This is a genomic window from Amycolatopsis circi, assembly GCF_003385235.1.
GTDB lineage: Bacteria > Actinomycetota > Actinomycetes > Mycobacteriales > Pseudonocardiaceae > Amycolatopsis > Amycolatopsis circi.
The window spans coordinates 13,663-38,146 of record NZ_PQIA01000069.1 but is presented as its reverse complement, the minus strand read 5'-3'; the positions used below and the strand labels follow the sequence as shown (position 1 = coordinate 38,146).

General features: G+C 70.1%; 24 protein-coding genes. 10 read left to right on the top strand and 14 right to left on the bottom strand.

Annotation, left to right across the window (positions count from 1 at the left end; translation table 11 throughout):
* The first annotated feature begins 15 nt into the window (after positions 1–15).
* The gene (locus tag D0D37_RS46855; protein ID WP_162834483.1) at positions 16–507 is read left to right on the top strand and encodes a hypothetical protein; all 492 of its coding nucleotides are present in this window, start codon (positions 16–18) and stop codon (positions 505–507) included.
* 85 nt (positions 508–592) lie between these two features.
* Here the strand turns inward: D0D37_RS46855 and D0D37_RS26445 are convergent, their stop codons facing one another.
* From D0D37_RS26445 to cbiE, 6 genes are read right to left on the bottom strand one after another with little or no spacing between them, the layout of a single operon-like run.
* Positions 593–3,682: an arabinosyltransferase domain-containing protein gene (locus D0D37_RS26445; RefSeq protein WP_116203301.1), complete on the bottom strand. Its 3,090-nt coding sequence runs from the start codon at positions 3,680–3,682 to the stop codon at positions 593–595.
* Between the two features lie 18 nt (positions 3,683–3,700).
* The gene (bluB, locus tag D0D37_RS26440) at positions 3,701–4,360 is read right to left on the bottom strand and encodes a 5,6-dimethylbenzimidazole synthase (protein WP_116203300.1); all 660 of its coding nucleotides are present in this window, start codon (positions 4,358–4,360) and stop codon (positions 3,701–3,703) included.
* A complete protein-coding gene (locus D0D37_RS26435; RefSeq protein WP_116203299.1) occupies positions 4,357–5,085 on the bottom strand; it encodes a cobalt-precorrin-6A reductase in 729 nt (242 codons plus the stop codon). The genes bluB and D0D37_RS26435 overlap by 4 nt, the downstream gene beginning before the upstream one ends.
* A complete protein-coding gene (locus tag D0D37_RS26430) occupies positions 5,082–6,092 on the bottom strand; it encodes a Gfo/Idh/MocA family protein (RefSeq protein ID WP_116203298.1) in 1,011 nt (336 codons plus the stop codon). The genes D0D37_RS26435 and D0D37_RS26430 overlap by 4 nt, the downstream gene beginning before the upstream one ends.
* A complete protein-coding gene (gene cobM / locus D0D37_RS26425) occupies positions 6,089–6,850 on the bottom strand; it encodes a precorrin-4 C(11)-methyltransferase (RefSeq protein ID WP_116203297.1) in 762 nt (253 codons plus the stop codon). Before cobM ends, D0D37_RS26430 begins: the two co-directional genes overlap by 4 nt.
* The gene (gene cbiE, locus D0D37_RS26420; RefSeq protein ID WP_116203296.1) at positions 6,847–7,995 is read right to left on the bottom strand and encodes a precorrin-6y C5,15-methyltransferase (decarboxylating) subunit CbiE; all 1,149 of its coding nucleotides are present in this window, start codon (positions 7,993–7,995) and stop codon (positions 6,847–6,849) included. The genes cobM and cbiE overlap by 4 nt, the downstream gene beginning before the upstream one ends.
* Before the next feature lie 70 nt (positions 7,996–8,065).
* Between cbiE and D0D37_RS26415 the strand changes: the two genes are divergently transcribed.
* From D0D37_RS26415 to cobC, 4 genes are read left to right on the top strand one after another with little or no spacing between them, the layout of a single operon-like run.
* Positions 8,066–10,045, top strand: coding sequence for a putative cobaltochelatase (locus tag D0D37_RS26415; RefSeq protein WP_116203315.1), 1,980 nt, complete (start codon positions 8,066–8,068; stop codon positions 10,043–10,045).
* Positions 10,045–10,659, top strand: a complete 615-nt coding sequence (gene cobO, locus D0D37_RS26410; RefSeq protein ID WP_116203295.1) for a cob(I)yrinic acid a,c-diamide adenosyltransferase — start codon at positions 10,045–10,047, stop codon at positions 10,657–10,659. The genes D0D37_RS26415 and cobO overlap by 1 nt, the downstream gene beginning before the upstream one ends.
* Positions 10,653–12,005 (top strand): cobyrinic acid a,c-diamide synthase CobB, encoded by a 1,353-nt coding sequence (locus tag D0D37_RS26405; RefSeq protein WP_116203294.1) that lies wholly within the window; start codon positions 10,653–10,655, stop codon positions 12,003–12,005. The genes cobO and D0D37_RS26405 overlap by 7 nt, the downstream gene beginning before the upstream one ends.
* A complete protein-coding gene (gene cobC, locus D0D37_RS26400) occupies positions 11,998–13,023 on the top strand; it encodes an Rv2231c family histidinol phosphate aminotransferase CobC (protein ID WP_116203293.1) in 1,026 nt (341 codons plus the stop codon). Before D0D37_RS26405 ends, cobC begins: the two co-directional genes overlap by 8 nt.
* Here cobC and D0D37_RS26395 read toward each other — a convergent pair.
* Positions 13,001–14,194, bottom strand: a complete 1,194-nt coding sequence (locus D0D37_RS26395) for a hypothetical protein (protein WP_244223682.1) — start codon at positions 14,192–14,194, stop codon at positions 13,001–13,003. The genes cobC and D0D37_RS26395 overlap by 23 nt on opposite strands.
* A gap of 160 nt (positions 14,195–14,354) precedes the next feature.
* On the opposite strand from D0D37_RS26395, the gene D0D37_RS26390 reads away from it, so the two are divergent.
* Both D0D37_RS26390 and D0D37_RS26385 read left to right on the top strand, forming a co-directional pair.
* Complete coding sequence (locus D0D37_RS26390; protein WP_116203292.1) at positions 14,355–14,765, top strand: DUF7878 domain-containing protein; 411 nt, start codon at positions 14,355–14,357, stop codon at positions 14,763–14,765.
* 24 nt (positions 14,766–14,789) lie between these two features.
* A complete protein-coding gene (locus D0D37_RS26385) occupies positions 14,790–14,990 on the top strand; it encodes a hypothetical protein (RefSeq protein ID WP_162834482.1) in 201 nt (66 codons plus the stop codon).
* 89 nt (positions 14,991–15,079) lie between these two features.
* Here the strand turns inward: D0D37_RS26385 and D0D37_RS26380 are convergent, their stop codons facing one another.
* The 3 genes from D0D37_RS26380 to D0D37_RS26370 form a co-directional block, all read right to left on the bottom strand.
* Positions 15,080–15,835: an adenosylcobinamide-GDP ribazoletransferase gene (locus D0D37_RS26380; RefSeq protein ID WP_208720154.1), complete on the bottom strand. Its 756-nt coding sequence runs from the start codon at positions 15,833–15,835 to the stop codon at positions 15,080–15,082.
* 280 nt (positions 15,836–16,115) lie between these two features.
* Positions 16,116–17,129 (bottom strand): nicotinate-nucleotide--dimethylbenzimidazole phosphoribosyltransferase, encoded by a 1,014-nt coding sequence (gene cobT / locus D0D37_RS26375; protein ID WP_162834481.1) that lies wholly within the window; start codon positions 17,127–17,129, stop codon positions 16,116–16,118.
* 10 nt (positions 17,130–17,139) lie between these two features.
* A complete protein-coding gene (locus D0D37_RS26370) occupies positions 17,140–17,745 on the bottom strand; it encodes a bifunctional adenosylcobinamide kinase/adenosylcobinamide-phosphate guanylyltransferase (protein ID WP_116203290.1) in 606 nt (201 codons plus the stop codon).
* A gap of 36 nt (positions 17,746–17,781) precedes the next feature.
* On the opposite strand from D0D37_RS26370, the gene D0D37_RS26365 reads away from it, so the two are divergent.
* Complete coding sequence (locus D0D37_RS26365) at positions 17,782–18,750, top strand: cobalamin biosynthesis protein (protein ID WP_116203289.1); 969 nt, start codon at positions 17,782–17,784, stop codon at positions 18,748–18,750.
* Entirely contained in the window at positions 18,747–20,225 is a 1,479-nt protein-coding gene (locus D0D37_RS26360; RefSeq protein ID WP_116203288.1) for a cobyric acid synthase, read from the top strand. Before D0D37_RS26365 ends, D0D37_RS26360 begins: the two co-directional genes overlap by 4 nt.
* A 4-nt stretch (positions 20,226–20,229) precedes the next feature.
* Here D0D37_RS26360 and D0D37_RS26355 read toward each other — a convergent pair whose 3' ends face one another.
* The 3 genes from D0D37_RS26355 to D0D37_RS26345 form a co-directional block, all read right to left on the bottom strand.
* Positions 20,230–20,796 carry a DUF4190 domain-containing protein gene (locus D0D37_RS26355; protein WP_116203287.1) on the bottom strand — a complete coding sequence of 189 codons (567 nt, stop codon included), beginning with the start codon at positions 20,794–20,796 and terminating at the stop codon, positions 20,230–20,232.
* A 73-nt stretch (positions 20,797–20,869) separates the two neighbouring features.
* A complete protein-coding gene (locus D0D37_RS26350; protein ID WP_425266970.1) occupies positions 20,870–21,502 on the bottom strand; it encodes a response regulator in 633 nt (210 codons plus the stop codon).
* A 2-nt stretch (positions 21,503–21,504) separates the two neighbouring features.
* Entirely contained in the window at positions 21,505–22,599 is a 1,095-nt protein-coding gene (locus tag D0D37_RS26345) for a sensor histidine kinase (RefSeq protein WP_162834480.1), read from the bottom strand.
* Between the two features lie 182 nt (positions 22,600–22,781).
* Between D0D37_RS26345 and D0D37_RS26340 the strand changes: the two genes are divergently transcribed.
* Positions 22,782–23,246, top strand: a complete 465-nt coding sequence (locus D0D37_RS26340) for a phage tail protein (RefSeq protein WP_116203284.1) — start codon at positions 22,782–22,784, stop codon at positions 23,244–23,246.
* On the opposite strand, the gene D0D37_RS26335 is transcribed toward D0D37_RS26340, so the two are convergent.
* The gene (locus tag D0D37_RS26335; protein WP_116203283.1) at positions 23,230–24,468 is read right to left on the bottom strand and encodes a hypothetical protein; all 1,239 of its coding nucleotides are present in this window, start codon (positions 24,466–24,468) and stop codon (positions 23,230–23,232) included. The two genes, D0D37_RS26340 and D0D37_RS26335, sit on opposite strands and share 17 nt — an antisense overlap.
* Between the last annotated feature and the right edge of the window lie 16 nt (positions 24,469–24,484).

The window sequence follows — 24,484 nt, the reverse complement described above, 5'->3', positions numbered from 1 at the left end:
GTGATGGAGTTGGCGATGGTCGACGACGTGCTGATCGCGGTCGCGGTCGGGATCCTGATCGTGCGGCAGTTCCAGTGGCGCTCCGCCGAACCCCGGCGGATGCTGCTGATGCCGATCCTCCTGATCGTGATCGGACTGGTCTGCCTCGGATTCGAGCTGGGCGGCGGGCTCCAGCCGGCGGACTGGCTGCTGGTCGGCGAACTCGTCCTGGTCGCGGGCACCGGCACCGCGATGGGCTACGTGACGCGGTTCCGGCAGGCCGACGGGCTGCAGTACCGGCTCACCGGCGCGGGAATCGGGCTGTGGGCGGTCTTTCTCGCGATCCGCATCGGGTCGTTCGCGCTGGCCGGTGTCCTCGGCGCGCACCTGCTCGACGCGACGGGCCTGATCCTCGTCTCGTTCGGTGTCAACCGGCTCGCGGCGAGTCTCGTGGTGCGTCACCGGACTGTCCACTGTGGAGATAAAAGCCCGGCGTATGACCAAGGGAACGGCGGAACACGTCGATAAACGCGCTGGTCGTAGCGAATCCGCACAACGGGGGCCGTCGTGAGTGGCAATCCCGGTTAGAACCGCGATTGCCACTCACGAGGCCTTAGCGCGTCGGGTCCTTGCCGTTGGGCTGCGAAGGCCCGGGCCCAGGCGACCACCAGCCCCACACCGTCTTCTCCCCGTGCCGCACCGTCGGCGCCACCCCGGTCGTATACGGCTCGATCTGCAGCAGCTGTCCCCACGACTGGTACGGCTGCCCGTTCAGATAGCTCGGCACCTCCGGCTCGTCCGCGATCTCCTCCAGCCAGCCGTTCGGGCCGCCGTTGGTGCTGGACGCCCATTTCGCCTCGTCGGCGAGCTGGCCGGCGGTGATCCGGTAGTCCGGCATCGCGGAGATGCCGTCGTGCGAGGTGACCGGGTTCGCGCACGGGTACACGAACGACGCGGGCCAGTCGATGTACACCGATTTGCCCGCGAGCTTGTCGGTGAGCGTGGTGAAGGTCGGCACGCGCGGCGCGGACGCGGCGATCCAGCCGTCCTCGGTGAGGTCGTTGTCCACCATGACGATCCGCACCGACGTGGTTTGCGGCGGCAGGTCGCGCAGGTTGATCCGGGTGTCGTTCCAGCCGCCGGTGCCCGCGCCGGGCGGGAGCGCGAACTGGCCGCGCAGCACGCGCACGCCTTCCGGAGTGTTGACGCCGTACTCCAGGCTCACCGACGTGGGCCGCCGGGGCTGGCTCGCGGTGGCGACCACGATCTGGCCGTTCTCGGTCCGGTCGGTGAGCGCGTACCAGTCGCTGCGCAGCCGTCCGGCGCGGGTCTGGGTGTCGAGGTAGCTGCTCCACATCGGCACCTGGTCCTGCTTGAACCCGTGCGGCGGCTCGGCCAGCGGGTCCTTGTCGTCGACCGGGCTGGTGTGGAAGCCGGTCTGGACGCGGCCGTTGTCCTGGTCCGGGCTCGGCAGCGGGTTCGGCGGGTTCTGCGTCACCGGCTTCTCCGGCACGGTCCGCTGGTCGGGCTGCGGGCGCAGGATGCTCTTCGCCGCGTCGCGCTCGACCATCACGTGGTCGGACAGGTTGCAGCTCTTGCCGAACAGGTGCCCGATGTTGGCCGCGCCGAGGCTGTAGCTGTCGCGCTGGAAGTAGATCGCCGCGCCCATCGTGTAGATCTCGCCCGCCGCGACCAGGCCGCAGACCACGACCAGCGACAGCGAACCGAGCCGCAGCGACCGGCTCCGGCCTTCCTGCGGCGCCGGTCCCGGCCGGTGCGCCCGGATGTTCTCCACGAACGCGTAGATCCCGGCGACCGCGGCGGCCCCGAGCAGGATGGTCGACAGCGAGACGCCGCCGATCGAGGGCGCCCCGTTCGTCCACGGCACGCCGATCTTCGAGACGAACCAGTACGCGTTCGGCCCGGTCGCGGCGAGCGCGCCGACTACCAGCAGCACCGCCAGGAACGCCGCGCGGTTGCGGTTGGAGCGCAGCACGGTGGAACTGGTCGCCAATGCGGTGAGCGCCGCCATCGACGCGCCGACCGCGGCGAACGCGCCGAAGTGGTGCGTCCATTTCGTCGGGGTCAGCGCGAGCAGCAGGAAGAACAACGCCGTGGTGCCGATCAGCCGCCGACTCGGCCCCAGCGCCGCACCGGGGATCCGGCCGCGGCGCAGCAGCACCACCAGGCAGGTGACCGTGCACAGCAGCACGAGCAGCACCGGGAACCGGCGCGGCGCGGAGCCGTCCGGCAGGTTCTCGAACAGCAGCTGGTACCGCGCGAGTTCCTGGAACCACGACAGGTTCGGGCCGACCGCGGTGCGGATCCGGGTGGCCTCCTCGACCGTCGCGAACGTCTGGTCGGCGAACATCACCACGAGCACCAGGAAGCCGGACGCGAGGATCGGCGCGAGCATCGGCAGCCAGCCGCTCGTCGACCGCTGCCGGACCAGCTTGAACAGCGGTTTCCCGGCGACCAGGAACGGGGCCACCGCGATCAGCCCGGTCGGCGTCGCGGCGAGGGTGAACGCGGCCGCGGTCAGGCCGAGGCACAGCGGCAGCAGCCGGCGGGTGACCAGCGCGCGTTCGACCGCGCAGATCGCCAGCAGCGACCCGAGCGCGGCGACTGGTTCCGGCCGGACGCCGTTGTTGTAGGGCATCCACCAGACCAGGAACACCGCCGCGGCGGCCCAGCCCGCCGCGCGGCTGCGCCGGACCTGCGTGCCGAGCCGCGGCATCACCTCGCGGCTGATCAGCAGCCAGCTGATCACGCCGAGCAGGTACGAGGGCAGCCGGATCCACGGCGGCACCGTGCTGACGTGCGTCATCAGCTCGTACAGGTGGTAGAACCAGCCGAACGGGGCCTCCGCGACGCCGAACCAGCGGTGGTAGTTCGTCAGGTACCCGGTGGCCTCGGTGACCCGGGCCATGGTGAGGATGTAGCCGTCGTCCGAGGTCACCGGCCCGATGAAGACCCACGCGCCGAGCACGCCGAACACGGTCGCGTCGCGGCCGGTGAGCCGCCACCAGCCGACCGGGGCCCAGCGCGGCGCGCGGCGGGCGAACCCGGAGTCCATCCGCCAGACCGCGATCAGGCAGCCGAGGAACGACAGCGCGGCGAGGATGCCGACGACGATCTTCAGCGCGGTCGGCGAGGTCTGGTAGCGGGTGTCCGGGACGACCGACACGTGCAGCCCGGCGATCGGGTCGCGCGCGGAGGTGATGGACGAGTAGATGCCGAGCACCCGCGGCCGGACGTCGCCGGTGGTGTGGAAGATCGGGGTCTTGCCGACCGAGAGCGTCATCTGGGTCGCGTCCGAGTCGAGCGTGACCGCGCAGCCGGTCTGCGGGAGCGGCTGCTGCGAGATCTGCTGGCCCTGGCTGGACGCGAGCAGCACGCCGTTGTCGACGCGCAGCTGCAGGCCGACGCCGTTGGCCGCGTGCTTGCCGGTGCGCCCGTCCGGGACGGTCGAGAACAGCAGCGCGGGGCCGTTCGTGCGCGCGTCGAGCGACCGGATCGTGTCGCAGGGCAGTTCGGCCTTCAGGTTCTGTGCCCAGTACCCGGTCAAGGGCGCGTTGACGGAACGCGTGTCGGAGGCGGTGGGCCAGACGACTTCCGCGGTGTCCTGCACTACCGGCAGGAAGGGATAGGCCAGGGCGCACAGCGCCGAAAGCAACCCCAGCACTACGGCAATCGGACGCATTAGAGGAAATCTATTGGGTCATGGTTGACGCTCTTGCGCGGGCCCCTCGTCGCGCGGCGTGAACCGCTCGTGGTGTAACGCGCTGGCCAGCGGCGCGCGGCTGCGCCACCCGTGCCGTTCGAGGTCGGGAACCTCGGCCATATTCGTTACCGGTCCTACACAAAGCCAGGCCACCGGCCGGATTCCGGGGGGAATGCCGAGCAGTTCCGCGAGCGCGGGTTCGCGGTAGAAACTCACCCACCCGACGCCGAGGCCTTCCGCGGTCGCGGCGAGCCACAGGTTCTGGATCGCCAGGCACACCGAGTACAGCCCGGCGTCGGCGATCGCGTGCCTGCCGAGCACGGCCGGGGCGCCGCGCTGCTCGTCGTAGGTGACGACGATGCCGAGGCTCGATTCGCGGATGCCCTCGACCTTGATCTTGGCGAAGGTGTCCGCGCGCTCGCCGTCCAGGGACGCGGCGAACACGTCGCGTTCCTCGTGCACGTGGCGGGCGAATTCCTCGCGGGTGGCGGGGTCGCGGACCAGCACGAAGTCCCACGGCTGGCTCATCCCGACGCTCGGCGCGGCGTGCGCGGCTTCGAGCACCCGGGTGAGGACGGCGTCGTCGACCGGCTCGCCGGTGAACTCGGCGCGGACGTCGCGGCGGCGATGCAGGACGTCGTAAAACAACTCGTTCATTGGTTGAGCACCCATTCGACAGCGGCGGCTACGTCCGCGGTTTCCGTAGTGGACGGTCGGGGCGGACGGCGCACGACGACCACCGGCAGGCCCAGTTCCCGCGCGGCGGTCAGCTTCGCGGCGGTCATCGCGCCGCCGCTGTCCTTGGTGACCAGCACGTCGATGTCGTGCTCGGTCATCAGCGCGCGCTCGCCGTCGAGGCGGTACGGGCCGCGGTCGAGCACCACTTCGTGCCGGCGCGGCAGCGGCTGGCCGGGCGGGTCGACGCAGCGGATCAGGAACCACAGCGGGTCGAGGTCGGCGAACGCGGCCAAGCCCTGACGGCCGCTGGTGAGGAACACGCGGGTGCCGAGGCCGGGCAGGAGTGCGGCGGCCTCTTCGAGGTCGGCGGCCCAATGCCAGCGGTCGCCGTCGGTCGGCTGCCAGCCCGGGCGGGCGAGCCGCAGGAGGGGAACTCCCGCAGCTTGGGTGGCGTGGAAAGCGTTGGCGCCGATGCGTTCCGCGAAGGGATGGGTGGCGTCGACCACCGCCCGCACACCGTTTTCACGCAGCCAGGCAGTGAGGCCTTCGACGCCGCCGAAGCCGCCGATCCGCACTTCGCCGACCGGCAGGCGCGGTCGCGTGACGCGTCCGGCCAGCGATGAGACCACTGGGACGGCGCGTTCGTCCAGTTGGGCGGCGAGGTCGCGGGCTTCCGCGGTGCCGCCCAGGATCAGGACGGTCATCGCCCGTATCCGACGGCCGTGCGCCAGCGGTCGAGGGTGCGCATGTTGGCGAGCGTTTCCGCCCAGGTCAGTTCCGGGCCTTGCCGGTCCGCGACGTGGGCGGCGACGTAATCCGCTTCCCGGGCATAAACCCCTTGCGTGGCCTCGATTTCGATGACTTCCGGCTCGCCGTCCGACGGGGTCAGCACGATCGTCGACACGCCCGGCGTGCGCAGTTCGTGGATCCACGCGGGCTTCGGCACGTACAGCTGGCCGGTGGTGCCGTAGATCCGGATGTGGTCGTCCTGCGTGAGCAGGTAGCCGCAGGACAGCTGGGCGATGATGTCGCCGGGCAGTCGCAGCAGACCCATCGCGAACTCGTCGACGCCGCTTTCGGTGAGCCGCGCCATGCCGGTGACGCGCGTCGGCTCCACGGCCGGAATTCCGGTCGCGGCCTGCGAAACCAGCCTGGCCAGCGAGGTGCAGTAGCAGCCGACGTCGAGGATTCCGCCGCCGCCGAGCGCGGGGTCGCCGAGGCGGGCCGCGTCGTTCTCGTCGGAATCGAAGCTGAACGTGACGTCCACCGCGCGGACTTCGCCGATCGCACCGGATTCGATCAGCTCGATCAGGCGTCGGGTCTGCGGATGCAGCCGGTACATGAACGCTTCCATGAGGAAAACGTCGTTGTTCCGTGCGGCTTCGATGACCTTCTCCGCGTCAGCCGCGGTGAGCGTGAGCGGCTTCTCGCACAGCACGTGCTTGCCCGCTTCGATGGCGCGGATCGCCCACTCCTCGTGCTGCGCGTGGGGAGTCGCGACGTAGACGGCGTCGACATCAGGGTCGGCGAGGAGTTCCTCGTAGCTGCCGTACGCCTTCGGGATTTCGTACCTGGTCGCGAAATCTCGTGCTCGCTCGGCGGTGCGCGAGGCCACCGCGGCCAGCACGCCGTGGCGGCTTTGCTCGACGCCCGCGGCGAATTCGGCGGCGATGGTCCCGGTGGCCAGCAGGCCCCAGCGCAGTTCGGTCACAACGACTCCGGTTGGCTCGCCCGATCGCGGGTGCTCGAATACAGGAAACTGTCCGGGAATCCGCCCGCGGCGAGGACCCGGCCGACGAAAATCGTGGCCGCGCGGGTCATTCCGGCGGCCCGCGCTTGACCGGCGATGTCGGCGAGGGTGCCGCGCACCACGGTTTCCCCTGGCTGGCTGGCCAAGGCGACGACGGCGGCGGGACAGTCCTCGCCGTAGTGCGCGGCGAGTTCTTCGGTGACGCGCTCGATGTGGTTGATCGCCAGGTGCAGCGCGAGAGTCGTGCCGGTGCGGGCGAAGTTCTCCAGCGTTTCGGTGTCCGGCATCGCGGTGGACCTCGCCTGCGCGCGCGTGATCACGAGGCTCTGCCCGATGCCCGGGACGGTCAGTTCGCGGCCGAGCACGGCGGCGGACGCGGCGAAAGCCGGAACCCCAGGCACCATCTCGTAAGGCACGTCTTCCGGTTCCAGCCGCCGGACCTGTTCGGCGACTGCGCTGTACAACGACGGATCTCCCGAACACAGCCGTGCGACGTCGTGGCCAGCTCGATGCGCGTCGATCAGCTTCGCGGTGATCTGGTCGAGGCTGAGGTTCGCGGTGTCGACGCGTTCGGCGTCCGGCGCGCAGTAGGCGAGCAGGTCAGTCGGCGTCATGCTGCCCGGGTACAGGCACACCTGGCAGCGCGCGAGCAGGTCGCGACCGCGCACGGTGATCAGGTCGGCCGCGCCCGGTCCCGCGCCGATGAAGTAAACGGTCATTTCCAGCTCCACTGCGTGACTGCTCGGGACGGCGTCCATCCGGTGAACCCGCCGAGCGGTTTCGCGTGCTCCACGGAGATCCGTTGCAGTTCCCCGCCGTGCCGGGCGTACGCGGCGGCAAGGATCTGCTCGGCTTCGAGGGTGACACCGTGCGCGACGATGCGGGCGTCGGTTTCGACACACTGGTCGAGGACGCCGGGGACGGTCAGGCCGCCGCCGATGAAGACCGCGTCCGGGCGGGGGAGACCGGCCAGCGCGTCGGGGGCCGGGCCGGTGACCACCTGTAATTCCGGTACGCCAAGGGCATTGGCGTTGCGCTGGACGCGTTCGGCGCGGGCCGGATCGCGTTCGATCGCGATGGCGCGGTTCAGCGGGTGCGCGCGGGACCACTCGATACCGATGCTGCCTGCGCCCGCGCCGACGTCCCACAGGAGTTCGCCGGGGTTTGGCGCGAGGCGGGCGAGAGCGGACGCGCGGAGGTCGCGTTTGGTGAGCTGGCCGTCGTGGTCGAAGGCGTCGTCGGGGAGACCGACGAGCGGGAGGCCGGGGCCGTCGCAGAGCACGGCGAACACGGTGAGCGGGCCGGGGTCGCGGGTCCAGCCGTCGGTGATCCGCTCGTCGTCCGAGCCGAGGTTTTCCAAGGCGGTAAGGGCGGAATCGCCGTAGCCGCGGGCTTTGAGCAGCTCGCGCAGTTCCGCCGCGGTGCCGCCCAGGACCAGCAGTTTCCGGTGGGGTGCCAGTGCTCGCGCGACGCGGTGGACGGCGCGGCCGACGATCGTCACGACCTCGGTTTCCTCGAACGACCAGCTGAGCCGCGCGCGGGCCAGCGTCGCCGAGGAGACCGCTGGGTGGACGTCGAGCGCGTAGCCGCAGTCACGGAGGGTGGTGGCGATGCCGGACAGGAACGGGTCGCCGCTGGCCAGCACGCAAACCCGCCCGGTCTGCTCGGCCAGGATCTCGTCGAGCGCGGGCAGCAGCGGGCTGGGCCAAGGCCGGGTCCGGAGGTCTTCCGGCAGGGTCGCCAGTTGCCGTTCCGCGCCGAGCACGACGTCCGCCTGCCGCACGGCGTCGCGGGCCGCGGGGGTGAGCCCGGCCCACCCGTCGGCCCCGATCCCGACCACCGTCAGGCGTGATTCTTCGCGCACGATTTCCCACCCTAAGCGAAGGCTTCGCTGTGCGATGATCGGCCGGACGCCGACCCACGAGGGAGTGCTCTTGAAGCCCTATCCGTTCACCGCTGTCGTCGGGATGCCGGACCTGCGTCTGGCGCTCGTCCTGTCCTCGATCTCGCCCGCGGTCGGCGGGGTCCTGGTGCGGGGCGAGAAGGGCACCGCGAAGTCGACCATGGTGCGCGCACTCGCCGGGCTGCTGCCGGCTGTCGACGTGGTGGAGCACTGCCGGTTCTCCTGCGACCCGGTCAGTCCGGACCCGGGGTGCCCGGACGGCCCGCACGCGGCGGGCGTTCCCGCGCACCGGCGGCCGGCGCGGCTGGTGGAACTGCCGGTCGGCGCGGCCGAGGACCGGGTCGTCGGCTCGCTGAACCTGGAGAAGGCGCTGGCCGAGGGCGTCACCGACTACCAGCCCGGCCTGCTGGCCGCCGCGCACCGCGGGCTGCTGTACGTCGACGAGGTCAACCTGCTGCACGACCACCTGGTGGACACGCTGCTCGACGCGGCGGCGATGGGCCGGGCGACGGTCGAGCGCGAGGGAGTTTCCGTCTCGCACGCGGCGCGGTTCGTGCTGATCGGGACGATGAACCCGGAGGAAGGCGAGCTGCGGCCGCAGCTGCTCGACCGGTTCGGGCTGACCGTCGAGGTCGCGTCGAGCCGGGATCCGGAGCAGCGCGTCGAGGTGGTCCGGCGACGCCTTGCCTACGAAGCGGATCCGGACGGTTTCGCGGACGGCTACGCGGCGGCGGATTCGGCGTTGGCGGCGGAGATCGAGGCTGCGCAACGGCTTTTGCCGTCGGTGAAGCTGCCGGACGAGGCGCTGCGGCAGATCGCCGAGGTGTGCGCGTCGTTCGAGGTCGACGGCATGCGCGCGGACATCGTCACGGCGCGGACCGCGGTCGCGCACGCGGCGTGGGCCGGGCGTGACGAGGTCACCACGGAGGACATCCGGGTCGCGGCGCGGCTCGCGTTGCCGCACCGGCGGCGGCGGAATCCCTTTGACGCGCCCGGGATTTCCGAGGAACAGCTGGAACAGGCGCTGGAGGATGCGCAGCCGCCTCCCGAGGGGCCGGACGACGACGGCCCCGGCGAGGGCGGCCCTGGCCCGGATGACGGTGGGCCGATTCCGGACGGCGGCCCGTCCGAGGGCGCTCCGTCTTCCGAGTCTTCGGGGGAAGCTCCTTCGGGCAATGGGTCCTCGCCGCAGAAGACGGTCGGTGCCGGGGACACGTTTCGCGCACGGGTATTTCGGGTGAAGGGCACCGGTGAGGGCGAGCGTGGCCGTCGGTCGCGCGCGATCACCGACACCGGCCGGACGATCGGCGTGCAGCCGCCCAGCGTGCGGGACGGACGTCCGCACCTGGTCGCGACGATCCGTGCTGCCGCACCGCATCAGCAGGCGCGCGGCCGGTCTGGTCCGGGTCTGGAGGTGCGGTCGCCGGACCTGCGGTTCGCACTGCGCGAGGGCCGCGAAGGCAATCTGGTGCTGTTCTGTGTGGACGCTTCGGGCTCGATGGGCGCACGCGCGCGGATGCGGGAAGTGAAGACCGCGGTGCTTTCCCTGCTGCTGGACGCTTACCAACGGCGGGACAAGGTCGGTCTGGTCACGTTCCGTGGTGCGGAAGCTGAGCTGGCGCTTCCGCCGACGATCAGCGTCGAAGCCGCTGCGGCCCGGTTGGACGGCTTGCCCACCGGCGGACGCACCCCGCTCGCCGAGGGGTTGCTGGAAGCCGCACGGGTACTGCGGGTCGAGGCGATCCGGGACCCGCGGCGTCGGCCGTTGCTGGTGCTCGTCACCGACGGCCGTGCCACGAGCGGCTCCGACGCGGTCGCGCGAGCGAAGGCTGCCGCGGGGTTGCTCACCGATGTGACGACGATCGTGATGGACTGCGAGACCGGCCGGATGCGCCTCGGCCTGGCCGCGGAATTGGCTGGACACTTGGGAGCAGAGCACGTGCCACTGTCCGATGTGGCCGCTGAATCGCTGGCTTCGGCAGTGCGCGAACGGACGGGAAGGGCTGCCTGATGCCGCAGGGAAAACCGGCCGTCGTGCCGAAGGACGGGCTCACCACGCGGCAGCGCCGCAACCGTCCGCTGCTCGCCGTGCACACCGGTGAGATGAAAGGGAAATCCACCGCGGCGTTCGGGATGGCGTTGCGCGCGTGGAACCAGGGCTGGTCGATCGGCGTGTTTCAGTTCGTGAAGTCGGCGAAATGGCGCGTCGGCGAGGAAGCCGCGTTCAAGGCGCTCGGGAAGCTGCACGACGACACCGGGCAGGGCGGTCCGGTCGAGTGGCACAAAATGGGCGAGGGCTGGAGCTGGTCGCGCAAGCAGGGGTCCGAAGAGGACCATGCCGCCAACGCCCAGGAGGGCTGGGCGGAAATCAAGCGCCGGCTCGCCGCCGAAACGCACGATTTCTATGTCCTGGACGAATTCAGCTACCTGCTCAAATGGGGCTGGCTCGAGGTCGAGGACGTTGTGTCCACTTTGGCCTCTCGGCCCGGGCATCAGCATGTCGTGATCACCGGCCGGTACGCGCCGCCGGAATTGATCGAAGCCGCCGATCTGGTCACCGAGATGACGAAGGTGAAGCACCCGATGGACGCCGGGCAGAAGGGCCAGCGGGGGATCGAGTGGTAGCACGGGTCGTCATCGCCGCGCCCGGTTCCGGGCACGGCAAAACCACCATCGCGGCCGGGCTCATGGCCGCGTTGCGCGCCGCCGGGCACACCGTGTCCGGGCACAAGGTCGGCCCGGACTTCATCGATCCCAGCTACCACTCGCTCGCCACCGGTCGCCCCGCGCGGAACCTCGACCCGTTCCTGCAGGGCGAAGACACGCTGGTTCCGTTGTTGCGACACGGTTCCGCGGGCGCGGACATCGCCGTCATCGAAGGCGTGATGGGCCTTTTCGACGGCGCTTTGGGCACCGAAGGTTACGCGTCGACCGCCCATGTCGCGCGGCTGCTCAACGCACCGGTGGTGCTGGTGGTCGACGCCTCGGCCGCCTCGCGCAGCGTCGCGGCGACCGTGCTGGGGTTCGCGCAGTACGACACGCGCGTCCGGCTCGCCGGGGTGATCCTGAACAAACTGGGCTCGCAACGACACGAGGACGAGATCGTCACCGCTCTGGAGGCGACGGGCGTCCCGTTGCTGGGTGCGTTGCGGCGCAACGAAAACGTGCACGCGCCGAGTCGGCACCTCGGACTGGTTCCAGCCGCCGAACGCGCCGCTGAGTCGCAGCGGTTGCTGCCGGAGTTGGCGGACTGGGTCGCCGCCGGAGTCGATGTCGAAGCCGTCGTTCGGGTGGCTCGGAGCGCTCCCGCGCTGACTGGTCCTTCCTGGAATCCGGGCCCGTCTTTCGAGGGTTCACCTGCGACTCTCGCCGCTGCGGGCGGTCCGGCTTTCACCTTCCGCTACGCCGAGAACATCGAACTGCTGGCTGCTCGCGGAATTGACGTGGTCGACATCGACCCGTTGAAGGACAAGGCATTGCCGCCCGGTTGCGCTGGTCTGTACTTCGGCGGCGGTTTCCCGGAAGTGCATGCCGCCGAGCTTTCGTCCAATGTGGAACTCCGGACGGCCGTCGGTGCGGCGATCGACGCGGGTATGCCGGTGAGCGCGGAATGCGCGGGTTTGCTGTACCTGTGCCGGTCTCTGGACGGCTTGCCGATGGTCGGTGCCGTCGCCGCGGACGCGACCATGACTTCGCGGGGGAAGCTCGGTTACCGCCGGGCGGTTTCGGTGGCGGACAATGTGCTTGCCGCAGCTGGACAACGCGTCACCGGACACGAATTCCACCGCACCGAAATCGCTCCCGCACACGGTGAAACCGCCGCGTGGGGCTGGGATCGCGGCCTGGACGGATTCGCTTCGGAGTCGTTGCACGCGTCGTACTTGCACGTCCACTGGGCCGGACATCCCGAACTGGCGGACCGTTTCGCCTCCCGGGTGCGCGCCCATTCCCTGGCGGCAGTCCGTGGCTGATTACGACCTCCAGCACCACGGCGATCGCGAGGTCGGCGACGGTCTCGTCGATCTCGCCGTGAACGTCCGGCTCCCAGTTCCGCCTGCCTGGCTGCGCGCGGAACTCGCTGCCGCATTGGACGACCTGGCTGCCTATCCCGATCCCACTCGTGCCGCGGAAGCCGTTGCCGCCCGGCATGGCCGGAATTTCGACGACGTCCTGGTGACCGCCGGTGCCGCGGAAGCGTTCACGTTGCTGGCTTCGCTTCCGGCGAAGCACGCGGTGGTGGTCCACCCGCAATTCACCGAACCGGAAGCCGCTCTGCGCGCCGCCGGACACGCGGTCGACCGAGTCATCCTGTCTGAAGTGGACGGTTACCGGCTGGATCCGGCAGTGGTCCCCGAATCCGCCGATCTGGTCTTCATCGGCAACCCGACCAACCCGACCTCGGTCCTGCACCCAGCCGATTCCATCCGAGCGTTGGCGCGCCCCGGCCGGGTGCTCGTGGTGGACGAAGCTTTCCTCGATGCCGTCCCCGGAGAGGTCGAAAGCCTTGCCGGAGAACGCATCCCGGGTGTCGTGGTGGTGCGAAGCCTCACCAAAACGTGGGGCCTGGCGGGCTTGCGAGCCGGATACGTCCTCGGCGAACCGTCGCTGATCGCGCGTCTTCGCTCCGTGCAGCCACCTTGGTCAGTGTCCACTTTGGCCGCCGTCGCGACCGTCGCCTGCTGTCGCCCCGCAGCCCTGGAAGAAGCCGAAAAGCTGGCCGCCACTGCGGAAGCCGACCGCGACTACCTGGAATCCGGCTTGTCCGCACTGGGAATCCCTGTACTCGGCACCCCGCGCGGCCCGTTCGTGCTGATCCGCGTCCCCGGCGGCGCGGACGTCCGATTGCGGCTGCGCGAAGCAGGTTACGCAGTCCGCCGCGGCGACACCTTCCCCGGTCTGGGGCCGGATCACTTGCGCATCGCAGTCCGCGACCGCGCGACGACGGACGCTTTCCTCGCCGCGCTGGCTAACGCTTCTGGAGTGCGGTGAATTCCTCCAGCCAGGCGTAGTTCGGCGCTGCGGTGCCGTCGGGATTCTTCTGGACGGTCGCCCGCGCGAACACGCTGTTCAGCAACCACGGCGGGGTGTCCGGCCCGAAGTCCGCTCCCTTGAACGCGGAAATGCCCTGGTCGATGCCATACGTCGCGACGGCGAGCTTGCCGGTCGCGCGGAACTTCGTCGTCTGGTCAGTCAGGAAGTTCTTGTTGTTCTCGAACCACGGACTGGTGCGGAGGAAGTCGTCCCACCGCGGTTTCGGGAACGGCTGGCGCAATGCGTTGCGGATGACCTGCCAGACCTTGGTGTCCTGGGGAACGTGGTACTTGGCCGCGTACTCGGGCGAGATCCGGTCGGAGAGATGCTTCTTCCAAAGCTGGACCAGGGAGAACTCGGTGACGAGGAACTTCTTGCCGCCCAGCTTGGGCAGGACGTAATCGAGAAAAGCCTGGACCTGGTCCGGCGCACCGACGTGCGGATGGAGGTCGGTGCCCTCGATCTCCGGCGTCTCGCGGACGTACTTCATCCAGCGTTCGGTGCCCGCGCCAGTCCACTTCGGATCTTCGAGATTATTGAGCGCGCCCATGTAGAGGACGGTCTTTCCCTGGTGCTGTGCGCGATATTTGAGCACGTGGTCGGTGACGGTTTCGTAGAAGTCGTTGAGAGCGCCGTTGTTCCAGTCGGACTGCGGGCATTCGATGAACGGCTCGTTGCCGATCACGAGGATGTCGACCTTGTCCATGACCGCGGGCAGCACCTTGTCGACCCGGGCGAGGTCGGCCTGCATCGCCGGAGTGCCCGGACGCGGAATCTGCTTGTGAGAATCGGGAAAGTAGGGAAACTTGAGGGAGAGAATGGTCCCGTACTTGCGGTCGACCGCTTGCAGGAGAGTTTTGATCGTCGGGTTCTCGGTGGCGTCGTGCTTGTCCAGATCGGGCATCGCGGTGAACCCGCGGACCCACTTCGCGCCGCACCGCTGAAGCTCGTCCCAGCCCATGGTGTCCGGGTCGGCGTTGAAGTTCGCGCCGAGCGCTCCGTCCGGCTTGGGCACCGCGGTGTTGGGGGCTGGGCGGTCCGGAGTTGCGCTGCACGCGGCGGTGCCGAAAACCGAAAGACCGGCGGCCAGTTGAAACAGCCGACGCCGGTTGAGGTGCGCAGATGCCACGAGGTCCTCTCGGTCAGTCGTCGCGGACTGTTCCTTGGTAACACGAGGCTGGCTTCTGCCGCAGCCCGGGCGGCTCGGTCTGCCGGACGTACCAGACAAATCGGTTGCCGCGCGGGCTTTTCCGGGAGGATGATGGTGGGGAGATCTGGCGGGAGAAGTGATGGTGAAGTTCGCGTGCGCCCGTTTCGATACCTCGGATCTGCGCGATCGGAGCGAGGTCTTCGTCCACGTGGAAGCCGACCTGGAGGTCGTGGACGGCGGAGTTGTTCTCTGCAGCTGGAAGTCGTTTCCCGTGGCGGAGCTTGCTGTCGCGCTGCGGAAGTGGAAGGCCCGCCCGGAGACGGACCGGCCTGACTTCGAGTTTCTTTCCCTTTCGCTGGAAGGACGATGGTCGCTGCGGATCTGTCGCGCGCCCGGCGGCTGGCAGGCGATCGACGATGCGGTCCAGGTCGTGCGCGTTGCCGTGCGCCCGGCCGCGGAAATCGATGCAGCGATCGACGACTTCGCGCGGAAGGTGCGTGCGGAATCCGTGCGTACGGTGGGTTCGTGGATTGAGGAGTTCTTCGTATGACGCGGCCGCTGAACCCGGACGAGCGTGCGGTACTGCGTGCTGCTCGCGCAAGTGGACCGGGCAGAGGTCGTCGCGAACTGGTCGCCGGGTTCGGTGAGCGTCGATCTCACGGTGCCCGACGCGATCCCGTACGGCGTGTTTCCCCGGCGGGCTTTGGTGGAGGGCGTCAGGGAGATCCTCGGGCGGATGGCTCAGGGCGTACTGTCCGGTTTGGAATACGCCTAGTACCTCGACGAACCCCCGACCTCTCTGCCGGACTCGGCGGAGACTTCCTTTCCGGAGCAACGGGGACTTCGCTTGGCCGCTGAGTTGAGTCAGGCGGACGCCAGCAACGCCGCGGCCACCGCGACCTCGACGCAACCCCCGAGGACATCGCCGGTCACTCCGCCGATCCGCTGGACGCACCGGGCCAGCAACACTGCCGCGGCCGCGTAACCGAGCGCTACCGCGAGCACCCCTCGCCACCACGGCAATCCCGGCGTCAACGCGGCACACCCCGCCGCGAGCACGAACACCGCCGCGGCCACGAGGACCGGGACCGACCCGGCGACCGTCGCGCCCAATCCCTCCGGCCGGGCCGAGGGGATTCCTCGCGCGCAGCACAGCGAGAGCACACACCGTCCACACAGGACGGACAGCACCGCGGCGGCGATCCCGTGTCCGTGCGCGATCGCGCCGGTCAGCGCGCCGGTTTGGACGAGCAGCACGAAGAGCAGCGTCGCGACCCCGGTCGGCCCCGAGTCGCCGCGGCGCATGACGTCGAGGGCTTTCGTGCGGTCGTAGGAGGCGCCGAGTCCGTCGGCGGTGTCGGCGAGTCCGTCGAGATGCAGTCCGCGGCTGCCCAGGGCGACTGTCCCGAGCGCCAGTGCGGCGACGGCCAGCGCGGGGAGTCCGATCGCGACTCCACCGGCCACGATCAGTCCTGCCACCGCCGCGAGCGGGAGCGCGGCCAGCGGGCCGAGCGTCATCGCGAGCCCCGCCACGCGCCGATCGATCGTGCGCGGGGCGGGGATAGGGACGGTCGTCAGGGTGCCGACGGCCAGGCGGATGCCGCCGCTCAGCGGGATCATCGGCTGCGCCCCAATGCCACATTGGGTGCGTGGGGTGCATCGAACGCCACATTGGCTGCGTGGGGTGCATCGAATTTGGCATTGGGTGCGCGGGATGCACCCAACGCCACATGGGGGCGCTCCCGCGCGAAGCGAACTCCGGGCCGATCCACCACGCGAGCCCCGTGCCGGACGTCGGCTCGAACCCCGGGTAGATCCGCCAACCGAGCCCGAGCCCCGGCCCAACCGCCGCGCCGAACCGCGCTCAATCCAGGCAAACGCCGCTCCCCGAACAAACCCGTCACCCGAGGTCCGCCAGCAGGCCCATCTCCGCGATCACCGCACGCGCCGCCCGCAAAGTCGGCACCGCCTGCACCGCCCCGCTGCCCTCGCCGAGCCGCAAGCCCAGATCCAGGATCGGCGTCAACCCCAAAGCCTTCAAAGCAAACGCTTGCGCGGGCTCCGTCGAACGGTGCCCGGCCAGCCACCACTGCTCCGCACCGGGCGCGATGTCCCGGGCCGCCAAGGCCGCCGTCGCGGAGAAGATTCCGTCCAGCAGCACCGGGATTCCCCGGACCGCCGCTTCCACCAGGAACCCGGCCGTCGCGGCGAGGCAGGCGCTGCCCAAGGCCGTCAGACGGTCGAACGGGTCGGTAACCGCGCGGCGCGAAAGAGCAGCGGCGACGACAGAGGTCTTGCGTTCCAAAGCCTCCCCGGAGACGCCGGTTCCGGTGCCGACGACCTCGCTGGCGGGCAGGCCCAAAGCCGAAGCCACCACAGCAGCACAGACGGTCGTGTTGCCGATGCCCATGTCGCCGGGAATGAGAACGTCCGCAGCGGACTCCGAAGCAGCGATGGCACGACCCGCCTCGAAGGCCGCGAGAGCCTCGCCGGAGGCCAACGCGTCCTCGACGTCGATGGCCCCCGAACCGCGGCGGATCTTGTAGGCGGTGACTTCCTCGGGGACATCCGAGGCGTCCCAGTCCACCGCGATGTCGGCCACCCGTACCTGCGCTCCGACCTGCGCCGCGAGCACGGTCACTCCGCTCCGCCCGGCCAGGAACACGCGCACCATCGCCGCCGTCACCTCGCGCGGGTACGCCGACTGCGCGGACACCCCGTGGTCGCCGGCGAAGACGACCACGCGGACGTCGTCCAGCGGGCGGGGCGGGACCACGCCGTGCGCCGCGCTCAGCCAGGCCGCGAGTTCTTCGAGCCGGCCGAGCGAGCCGACCGGTTTGACCAGGCCGTCCAGCCGCTCCAGGGCGGTGGCGCGGGCGGCGGCGTCCGGGACGGGGATGGCGAAACGCGGCACGGCTAGCTCCTCACGGAAGGTCGAGCGCCCGCCCGGCGACGATGAGCGAAACGCGGTCGCTGTCGGCGGACACCCGGTTGTTGAGTGCGCCCAGCACATCACGGAACAGCCGCCCGGACACCGTTGCGGGCACCACACCGCTGCCGACCTCGTTGCTGACCGCGACGATCGGCACCCGCGCCTGGCTCCACGCGGCGAGGAAATCCTCGAGCCGCTCGTCCAGTCTGCGCTCCCAGCCCGATTTGCCCGTCCACGCGCCGACCTCGTCGAGCACCCGCGACAGCCAGGTGCCGAGACAGTCGATCAGCAACGGGCTCGTCGCGTTGCGCAGCACGGTCGCCAGATCGGTGGTCTCGATCGTCGTCCAGTGGCGCGGGCGGCGGGCCCGGTGCGCCTCGACGCGGGCGGCCCATTCCGGGTCCTCCGCAGACGGGGGCAGTCCGGGAGCGACGTACACGAGGTGAGGGTGGTGCGCGACGAGCCGCTCCGCGTGCCTCGACTTGCCCGAGCGAACCCCGCCGAGAACGAGCACCTTGCCGTCGTCGCGTCCGTACCGGCGGAGGGCCTGCGCCAGGGTTTCGAGAGACCCGGCGAGCCGGTGCGTCAGCTTGGTCATACCCGGCATTCTCTCCCTAGCGCTACGGTTCGCCACGTGCCACTCCGACAATCCGTCACCGCGGCCGGGCTGATCGCCGGATACGCCGCCGACGCGTGGTTCGGCGACCCGCGCCGGGGACATCCGGTCGCGCTGTTCGGCACCGCCGCTGGCCAGCTGGAACGCTGGTGGTGGGCCGATTCCAAGCCGCGCGGGGCGGGCTGTGCGGCGGTCTGCGCGGGGTCGGTCGCCGGGCTGGGATTTCTTGCCGAGCGAGCCGTGCGGCACCGGCCGGGCGCCCGATTCGTCCTGATCGCGGCGGCGACGTGGGTCGTCCTCGGCGGCCGCGGGCTCGCCGCGGAGGGCCACGAAATGGCGCGATTACTCGAATCGGGTGAATTGCCCGCCGCCCGGCAGCGGCTCAGCCACCTCTGCGCGCGCGACGCCACCGGTCTCGACGCCGCCGAGCTGACCCGCGCGGCCACCGAATCGATCGCCGAGAACACCTCGGACGCGGTCGTCGCGCCGCTGCTGTGGGGCGCAGTCGCGGGCGTGCCGGGCTTGCTCGGGTACCGCGCGGTGAACACGCTCGACGCGATGATCGGCTACCGCTCGCCGCGGCACCGCAACTTCGGCTGGTTCGCCGCGCGCACCGACGACTGGGTCAATCTGGTGCCCGCGCGCGTCGGTGCGGTGCTGACGGCGGTGACCGCCCCGTTGGCCGGGGGGCACGCGCGGTCGGCTTGGCGTGCCTGGCGACGCGACGGGAGCGCGCATCCGAGCCCGAACGCGGGGCAGGTCGAGGCCGCGTTCGCCGGGGCGCTGGACATCCGGCTCGGCGGCACGAATACGTATCACGGCGAGGTCGAGAGCCGGGGCACGCTGGGTGACGGTCGTCCGCCGGGCGCGCGCGATTTGCGCCGGGCGGTGCGGTTGTCGCGGCTGGTCGGGGCGGCGGCATTGGCGGTCTCGGCCGGGATCGCGGTGAGCGGGTTGCGGCGCGCAAGGATTACGGTGGTGAGATGAGCGGGCTGTTGATCGCCGGGACCACCTCCGATGCCGGGAAAAGCCTGGTCACCGCCGGAATCTGCCGGTGGTTCGCGCGGCGCGGCGTGCGGGCCGCCCCGTTCAAGGCGCAGAACATGTCGAACAACTCTATGGTTTGCGCGGACGGCGCGGAGATCGGCCGCGCGCAGTGGCTGCAGGCGCGGGCCGCGCGGGTAGAGCCGGAAGCGGCGATGAATCCCGTGCTGCTCAAGCCGGGCAGCGACCGGCGCAGTCACGTCATCGCGCTCGGCAAACCGTACGGAACCCTCGAAGCCGGGGAATACGCCACCGGACGGGCTGGGCTCGCCGAGATCGCCTTCGACGCGTTTGCTGAGCTGCAGCAACGGTTCGACCTCGTCATCTGCGAGGGAGCGGGCAGTCCGGCGGAGATCAACCTGCGCTCCGGCGACTACGTCAACATGGGCTTGGCACGGAAGTTCTCCCTGCCGGTGCTGGTAGTCGGCGACATCGACCGCGGCGGGGTGCTGGCCGCGATGTTCGGGACGCTCGCGTTGCTGTCGGCCGAGGACCAGGCGTTGGTCGCGGGGTGGCTGGTCAACAAATTCCGCGGTGACGTCGGGTTGCTGCAGCCGGGTTTGAACAGCCTGGAGAAGGTCACCGGACGGCCCGTGCTGGGCGTGTTGCCGTGGCTGGACCGCGTGTGGATCGACTCCGAGGACGCCCTCGCTGCCGCCGGATGGCGGCACGAAGCTGCGCAACGCGGGTTGCAGGTGGCGGTGGTCCGGTTCCCGAGGGCATCGAACGCCACCGACGTGGACGCGCTTGCGGCGGAGCCCGGCGTGACGGTGAGCCTGACCGCCGATCCGGACACCGTCGCCGCGGCGGATCTGGTCGTGCTGCCGGGCTCTCGGGCCACTGTGGACGATCTGAAGTGGTTGCGTACGCGAGGTTTGGCGGATGCGGTGACCGCACGGGCCAAGGCGGGGCGTCCGGTGCTGGGGATCTGCGGCGGGTACCAGATGCTCGCGGAGTCCATTGAGGACGAAGTCGAATCGGGTGCCGGTCTCGTCGAAGGGTTGGGGCTGTTGCCGACCCGCGTGACGTTCGCGGGGGAGAAGGTGCTCGGCCGTCCGACCGGCGAATGGCGCGGACATCGGGTCGACGCGTACGAGATCCACCACGGCAGTGCGGGACCGGCGGACGCGGAGTCGTTTTTGGACGGTTACCGCGTCGGTTCGGTGTGGGGGACGACGTGGCATGGCGCGTTGGAGAACGACGGTTTTCGCCGTGCGTGGCTTGCCGAAGCGGCGGCGCAGGCGGGCATCGAATGGCAGGCCGCCGAGGGTGCGCCGGGGTTCGCGGGCCTGCGGGAGGACATGCTGGACCGGCTGGCCGACGCGATCCAGTCCGAAGTGGACACCGGAATGCTGATGGCGCTGGCGGAGGCGGGCGCTCCGGGAGGGCTGCCGTTCGTGCCGCCGGGCGCGCCCTGACCGGTCAGTGCACGACCCGGCCGGTGGTGGGGAAATCAGTCTCCAGAGTGCACACCGCATGTTGATCTGGTGAGTCCGATGTGGACGGCTGCCGTGCGCCCAGGTGGATGTAGTCCGGCGGGACGCTGCTGGCGAAGTACTGCTTGGCTTCGGCCCCACAGGCGCTGCGGAGCGAATCGGCGTCGCCGCCGGGCAGCAGGTGGAACACCTCGATGTCGTGCGCGTCCTCGCAGGAGACAGGGCTGGCCTTGGTGCCCGAGCGGAAGCAGTCGCCGGGGCTGGCCTGGAAGAGCGGGTCCGCTGAAGGACCGGACGCCGCGAGCCCGATCAGGAGCACCGCCAGCCACGCGCCGCTGATCGACAGCCCGGCGATCGCGAGCCCGCGGCCCGGGTTGCCGAACACGCGGATCTGGCGGAGCGCGATGATCCCGAACGCGATGCTCAGCGGCAGGCTGAACGCCGGGACGGCGAGGACCAGCGACGCGATCGCGAAGCCGTTGGTGCCGCGCGGTTGCCTCGGCGGCGGTGGCGCGTCTTCGTAGCTCGGTCCGGTCGGTTTCGGCGGCAGCATGGGGTCCCCTCGGAAACGGCCCCCCGACCCGGCGTCGAGCATAGAACCTGGCAACCCGTTGCGGGGTAACGATTCAGGCGAGCCCGGCGTCGTGCACCAGAATGGCGACCTGGGTGCGGTTCGCGGCCTCGGTCTTGGCCATGATGCGTCCCAAATGGACCTTCACAGTCGCCTCGCTGAGCCCGAGCCCGCGGCCGATCTCGGCGTTGCTCGAACCCTGCGCGACGGCCACCGCGACCTCGCGTTCCCGCGGCGTCAGCGGTTCGAGCCGGGCGCGGGCCGACGCCGGGGCCGCGGTGGTGGCGAAGTGCGTCAGCAGGCGCCGGGTGATCGACGGCGACAGCATCGCCTCGCCGCTGCCCACGACGTGCATCGCTTTGACCAGCTCGCGCGGCGGCGTGTCCTTGAGCAGGAAACCCGTGGCACCGTGGCGAAGTGCTTTGTGGACGTACTCGTCCAGGTCGAACGTGGTCAGCACGACCACCGCGGGCGCGTCCGGCTCGGCGGTCACGAGGCGGGTCACCTCTAGCCCGTCGACCTCGGGCATCTGCACGTCGGTCAGCACGAGGTCCGGCCGGTGCTCCCGGACGAGTGCGAGCACCCCGCGACCGTCGCCGGCTTCCGCGACGACCTCGATCCCCGGATCGGACTCCAGGATCATCCGGATGCCGCTGCGGACGAGCACTTCGTCGTCGATCAGCAGGATTTTCAGCACGTTTCCTCCGCTCGCAGCGGGAACGCGGCCCGCACCCGGTAGCTGCCCGCTCCGTCCGGACCGGCGCGGAGCGTCCCGCCGGTCAGCGTGACGCGCTCGCGCATGCCGAGCACGCCGTAGCCCGCGCCGGGCAGCCCGGCCGAGTCGGCGAGCGGGTTGGCCACTTCGACCACGAGGTCTTCGTCGGAAGTGGACAGTCGCACGTCGATTGCCGTTCCAGGCGCGTGTTTCGCGGCATTGGTGAGCGCTTCCTGGACGATCCGGTACGCCGCGCGCCCGATCGGATCGGGCACGTCCGGCATCGGATCCGGCATGTCGGCGCGCACCTGCGAACCGGCGGCGGCGAGGTCGTCGGCGAGCTGGCGGACCCCGCCGAGCGTCGGATCCGGCAGCGAGCGCGGCTCTGGACCGTCGTCGCGGAGCACCCGCAGGATGTCGCGCAATTCGTTGAGCGCGGCGGAACTCGATTCGCGGATGATCTCGGCGAGCTGCACAGTCTCGTCATCCTTGGCTCGTACGGAAAGCGCACCCGCCTGCAGCGCGACAATGCTGACCCGGTGCGCGACGACGTCGTGCATCTCGCGCGCGATCCGCCGCCGCTCCGCTGTCACGGCTCGCTCGCCGAGCAGGTCACGCTCGCGTTCGGCCTGCTCCGCACGGTCGCGCAAGGCGGCGAGCAAGGCCGCGCGCTGATGCATCCACAGCCCGGCCAGCGCCGGGACCACAACCATCAGGACGAGCGCGAGCCCGAACGACTTCCAGTCCGGCAGACTCGACGGCCGGGAAAACGACACCATCAACCCGATTTCCGCCAGCACGGCGACCGCGGTCGGCCAGCGGAGTCCGCGCAACGACGCGACCGTGTAGAGGGTGATGCAGGTACCCCACAAGGGTGGTGTCGCCAGCGCGACCCCGACCGACACCAGCATCGCGCTCAACGGGAACCGGCGGCGCAGCAATACCGCCACGAACGTCACGGCGACCGCGATCGGCCAGAACCACGGGTGATCCGCGTCCGGCAGCTCGCCGGCCAGCGTCAGGCCGAGTACGCCGAGCGCCACGGCCAGGTCGATCAGGTGGTTGCGCACCAAGCCACCGTAGGCCCTGCACGAAATTCCCCCACTTAGTGGTCTCCGGGGCGTTTGTCCTGGTAGACCCGGCATGGACCCTCCGGAGGGGGTCGCGCGGTCGCGCACCGTTCCGGGCCCGAGGTAGTCTCCGGACAGTGCCATCGGACCCAGCCAACGGACCCAGCCCGGGAGTGCGGATCATGTCCTACGCCGTCGATTTCACCACCGTGTCGACTGTCGGCCTGGAGTCTTCTCCGGTCGCGGACGCGCTCGCCGGGCTGCGGGCCAACGAGGCTCGTTACTTCAAGAACAAGTACGACCACGTCTTCACCGTCGAGCCCGCGGCCGACGTCCCGGAGATCATCGACTGGGTGCACGGGATTCTCAAGGACGAACGCGATATCGTCATTTCCTCGCGGCCGCTGGAGGCGACCGAATTCGAGGTCGACGGCATCCGGATGTCTTACGTCTTCTACGAAAGCGGCCTGTCGATCAACGTCATGTACACCCTCGAAGAGGGCGGCAAGCGCGCGGTCGGGTTCAAGCTTTCCGACGGGATGGACGTGCCCGCGGAACTCGCCGACAAGTTCAAGTTCGCGCGGCAGAAGTCGAAGCTCGCCGGGACGATCCGCGGGTCCTACTTCGTCATCAAGAACGAGCACTGACCCGCAGCGCGGCGCTGCGCAGGCACAACAGCAGCGGGAGCGAACTGTCGTCGCGCAGCCGGGGCGGCAGTGCGTTCGCTTCGCTCAGCGGTATGCCGTCGGTCAGTTCTCGGCCTAGCGCAGCTAGATCGATTTCCAGGACGGTGACTCCGGCGCTGTAGAGCCGTTCCGCGCCCTTCGCTCGGCGGCTCGTGAGTTCGGTGCTGTCGACGGACAGCTGTGTGACGCCGAAGAACTCCGGTTTCGCACCGCGTTCGAGCCAGCGGGCGAAGCCGGTCAGCCGCGTCGAGGAGACTTCGCCGGGCCGGACGGCCGCCTCCTCGCAGAGTTCGCGTTCCATTCCCGCGCACACCGCGGTGTGCAGGGTCCGGCGGGTTCCTCCTTGTGCGGTAAGGAGATCTCGCGGTTCGAGACTGCCGCTTCCCGACGGGGCGAGCAGCAAACCGCTGGCCGAATTCCGGGCCGATTGGCGGACGACTACGAGCAGACCGTCCGAAGTGAACGCGATTGTGGACACTCCGACGAGGTCGGCGAGCGTGCTCGCGGCGAGGGTGCGGAGGGCACCGGACGAGTCGGTCAGCTCCTCGTGGCGCAGGTCGTATTCTCGGCCGTCGGCGGAGTTCGTGATGCGCAGGGACGCCAGTTCGTTGGTGCAGACCGCATCGAAGAACCGGGCGCGATGCAGGACGATCGGTGCCGGACGCGCTCCGGTGACCGGCAGCGGTTCGCCGCGCATGCCGACGATCGGGCCGTTGAACAGCAACCGGCCGCGCGCCCGCAACGGCAGCACGTGCGGTGCGGTCGCCTTCAGCTTCGCGGGCAGCCGGTACGGATCCTCGGCGACGGTGATGCTGAAGGTGCTCTCGGCGAGTGCTGCGTCGATGGCGTCGCTGACCAATGCCGTGCCACGGGCGGGAATCGCCAGGTACTGCGCGTCCGGATAGGCGCGCGGCGGCGGCGTGTCCGCGATCGGGAACGGCGCGGCGATCGCGGTGAATTCGTAACCGGCCCACCGTTTCCGCAGCAGGCGGATGTCTCGGACGAGCGTCAGCAGGCCGAGCAGGAGCGCGACGATCGAGACCGCGACGCCGAACGCGCTCGGCAAAATCGTGACCGCTCCGAGCACGACCCCCAGCGCGGACACGGCGACCGGCCATTCCCCGGCACCGACGAAGAAGAGATAGTCGGCCGTGGCCCGGGCCCGGCGGGTCAGTTTTCCCATCGCCGCACTGTTTAGC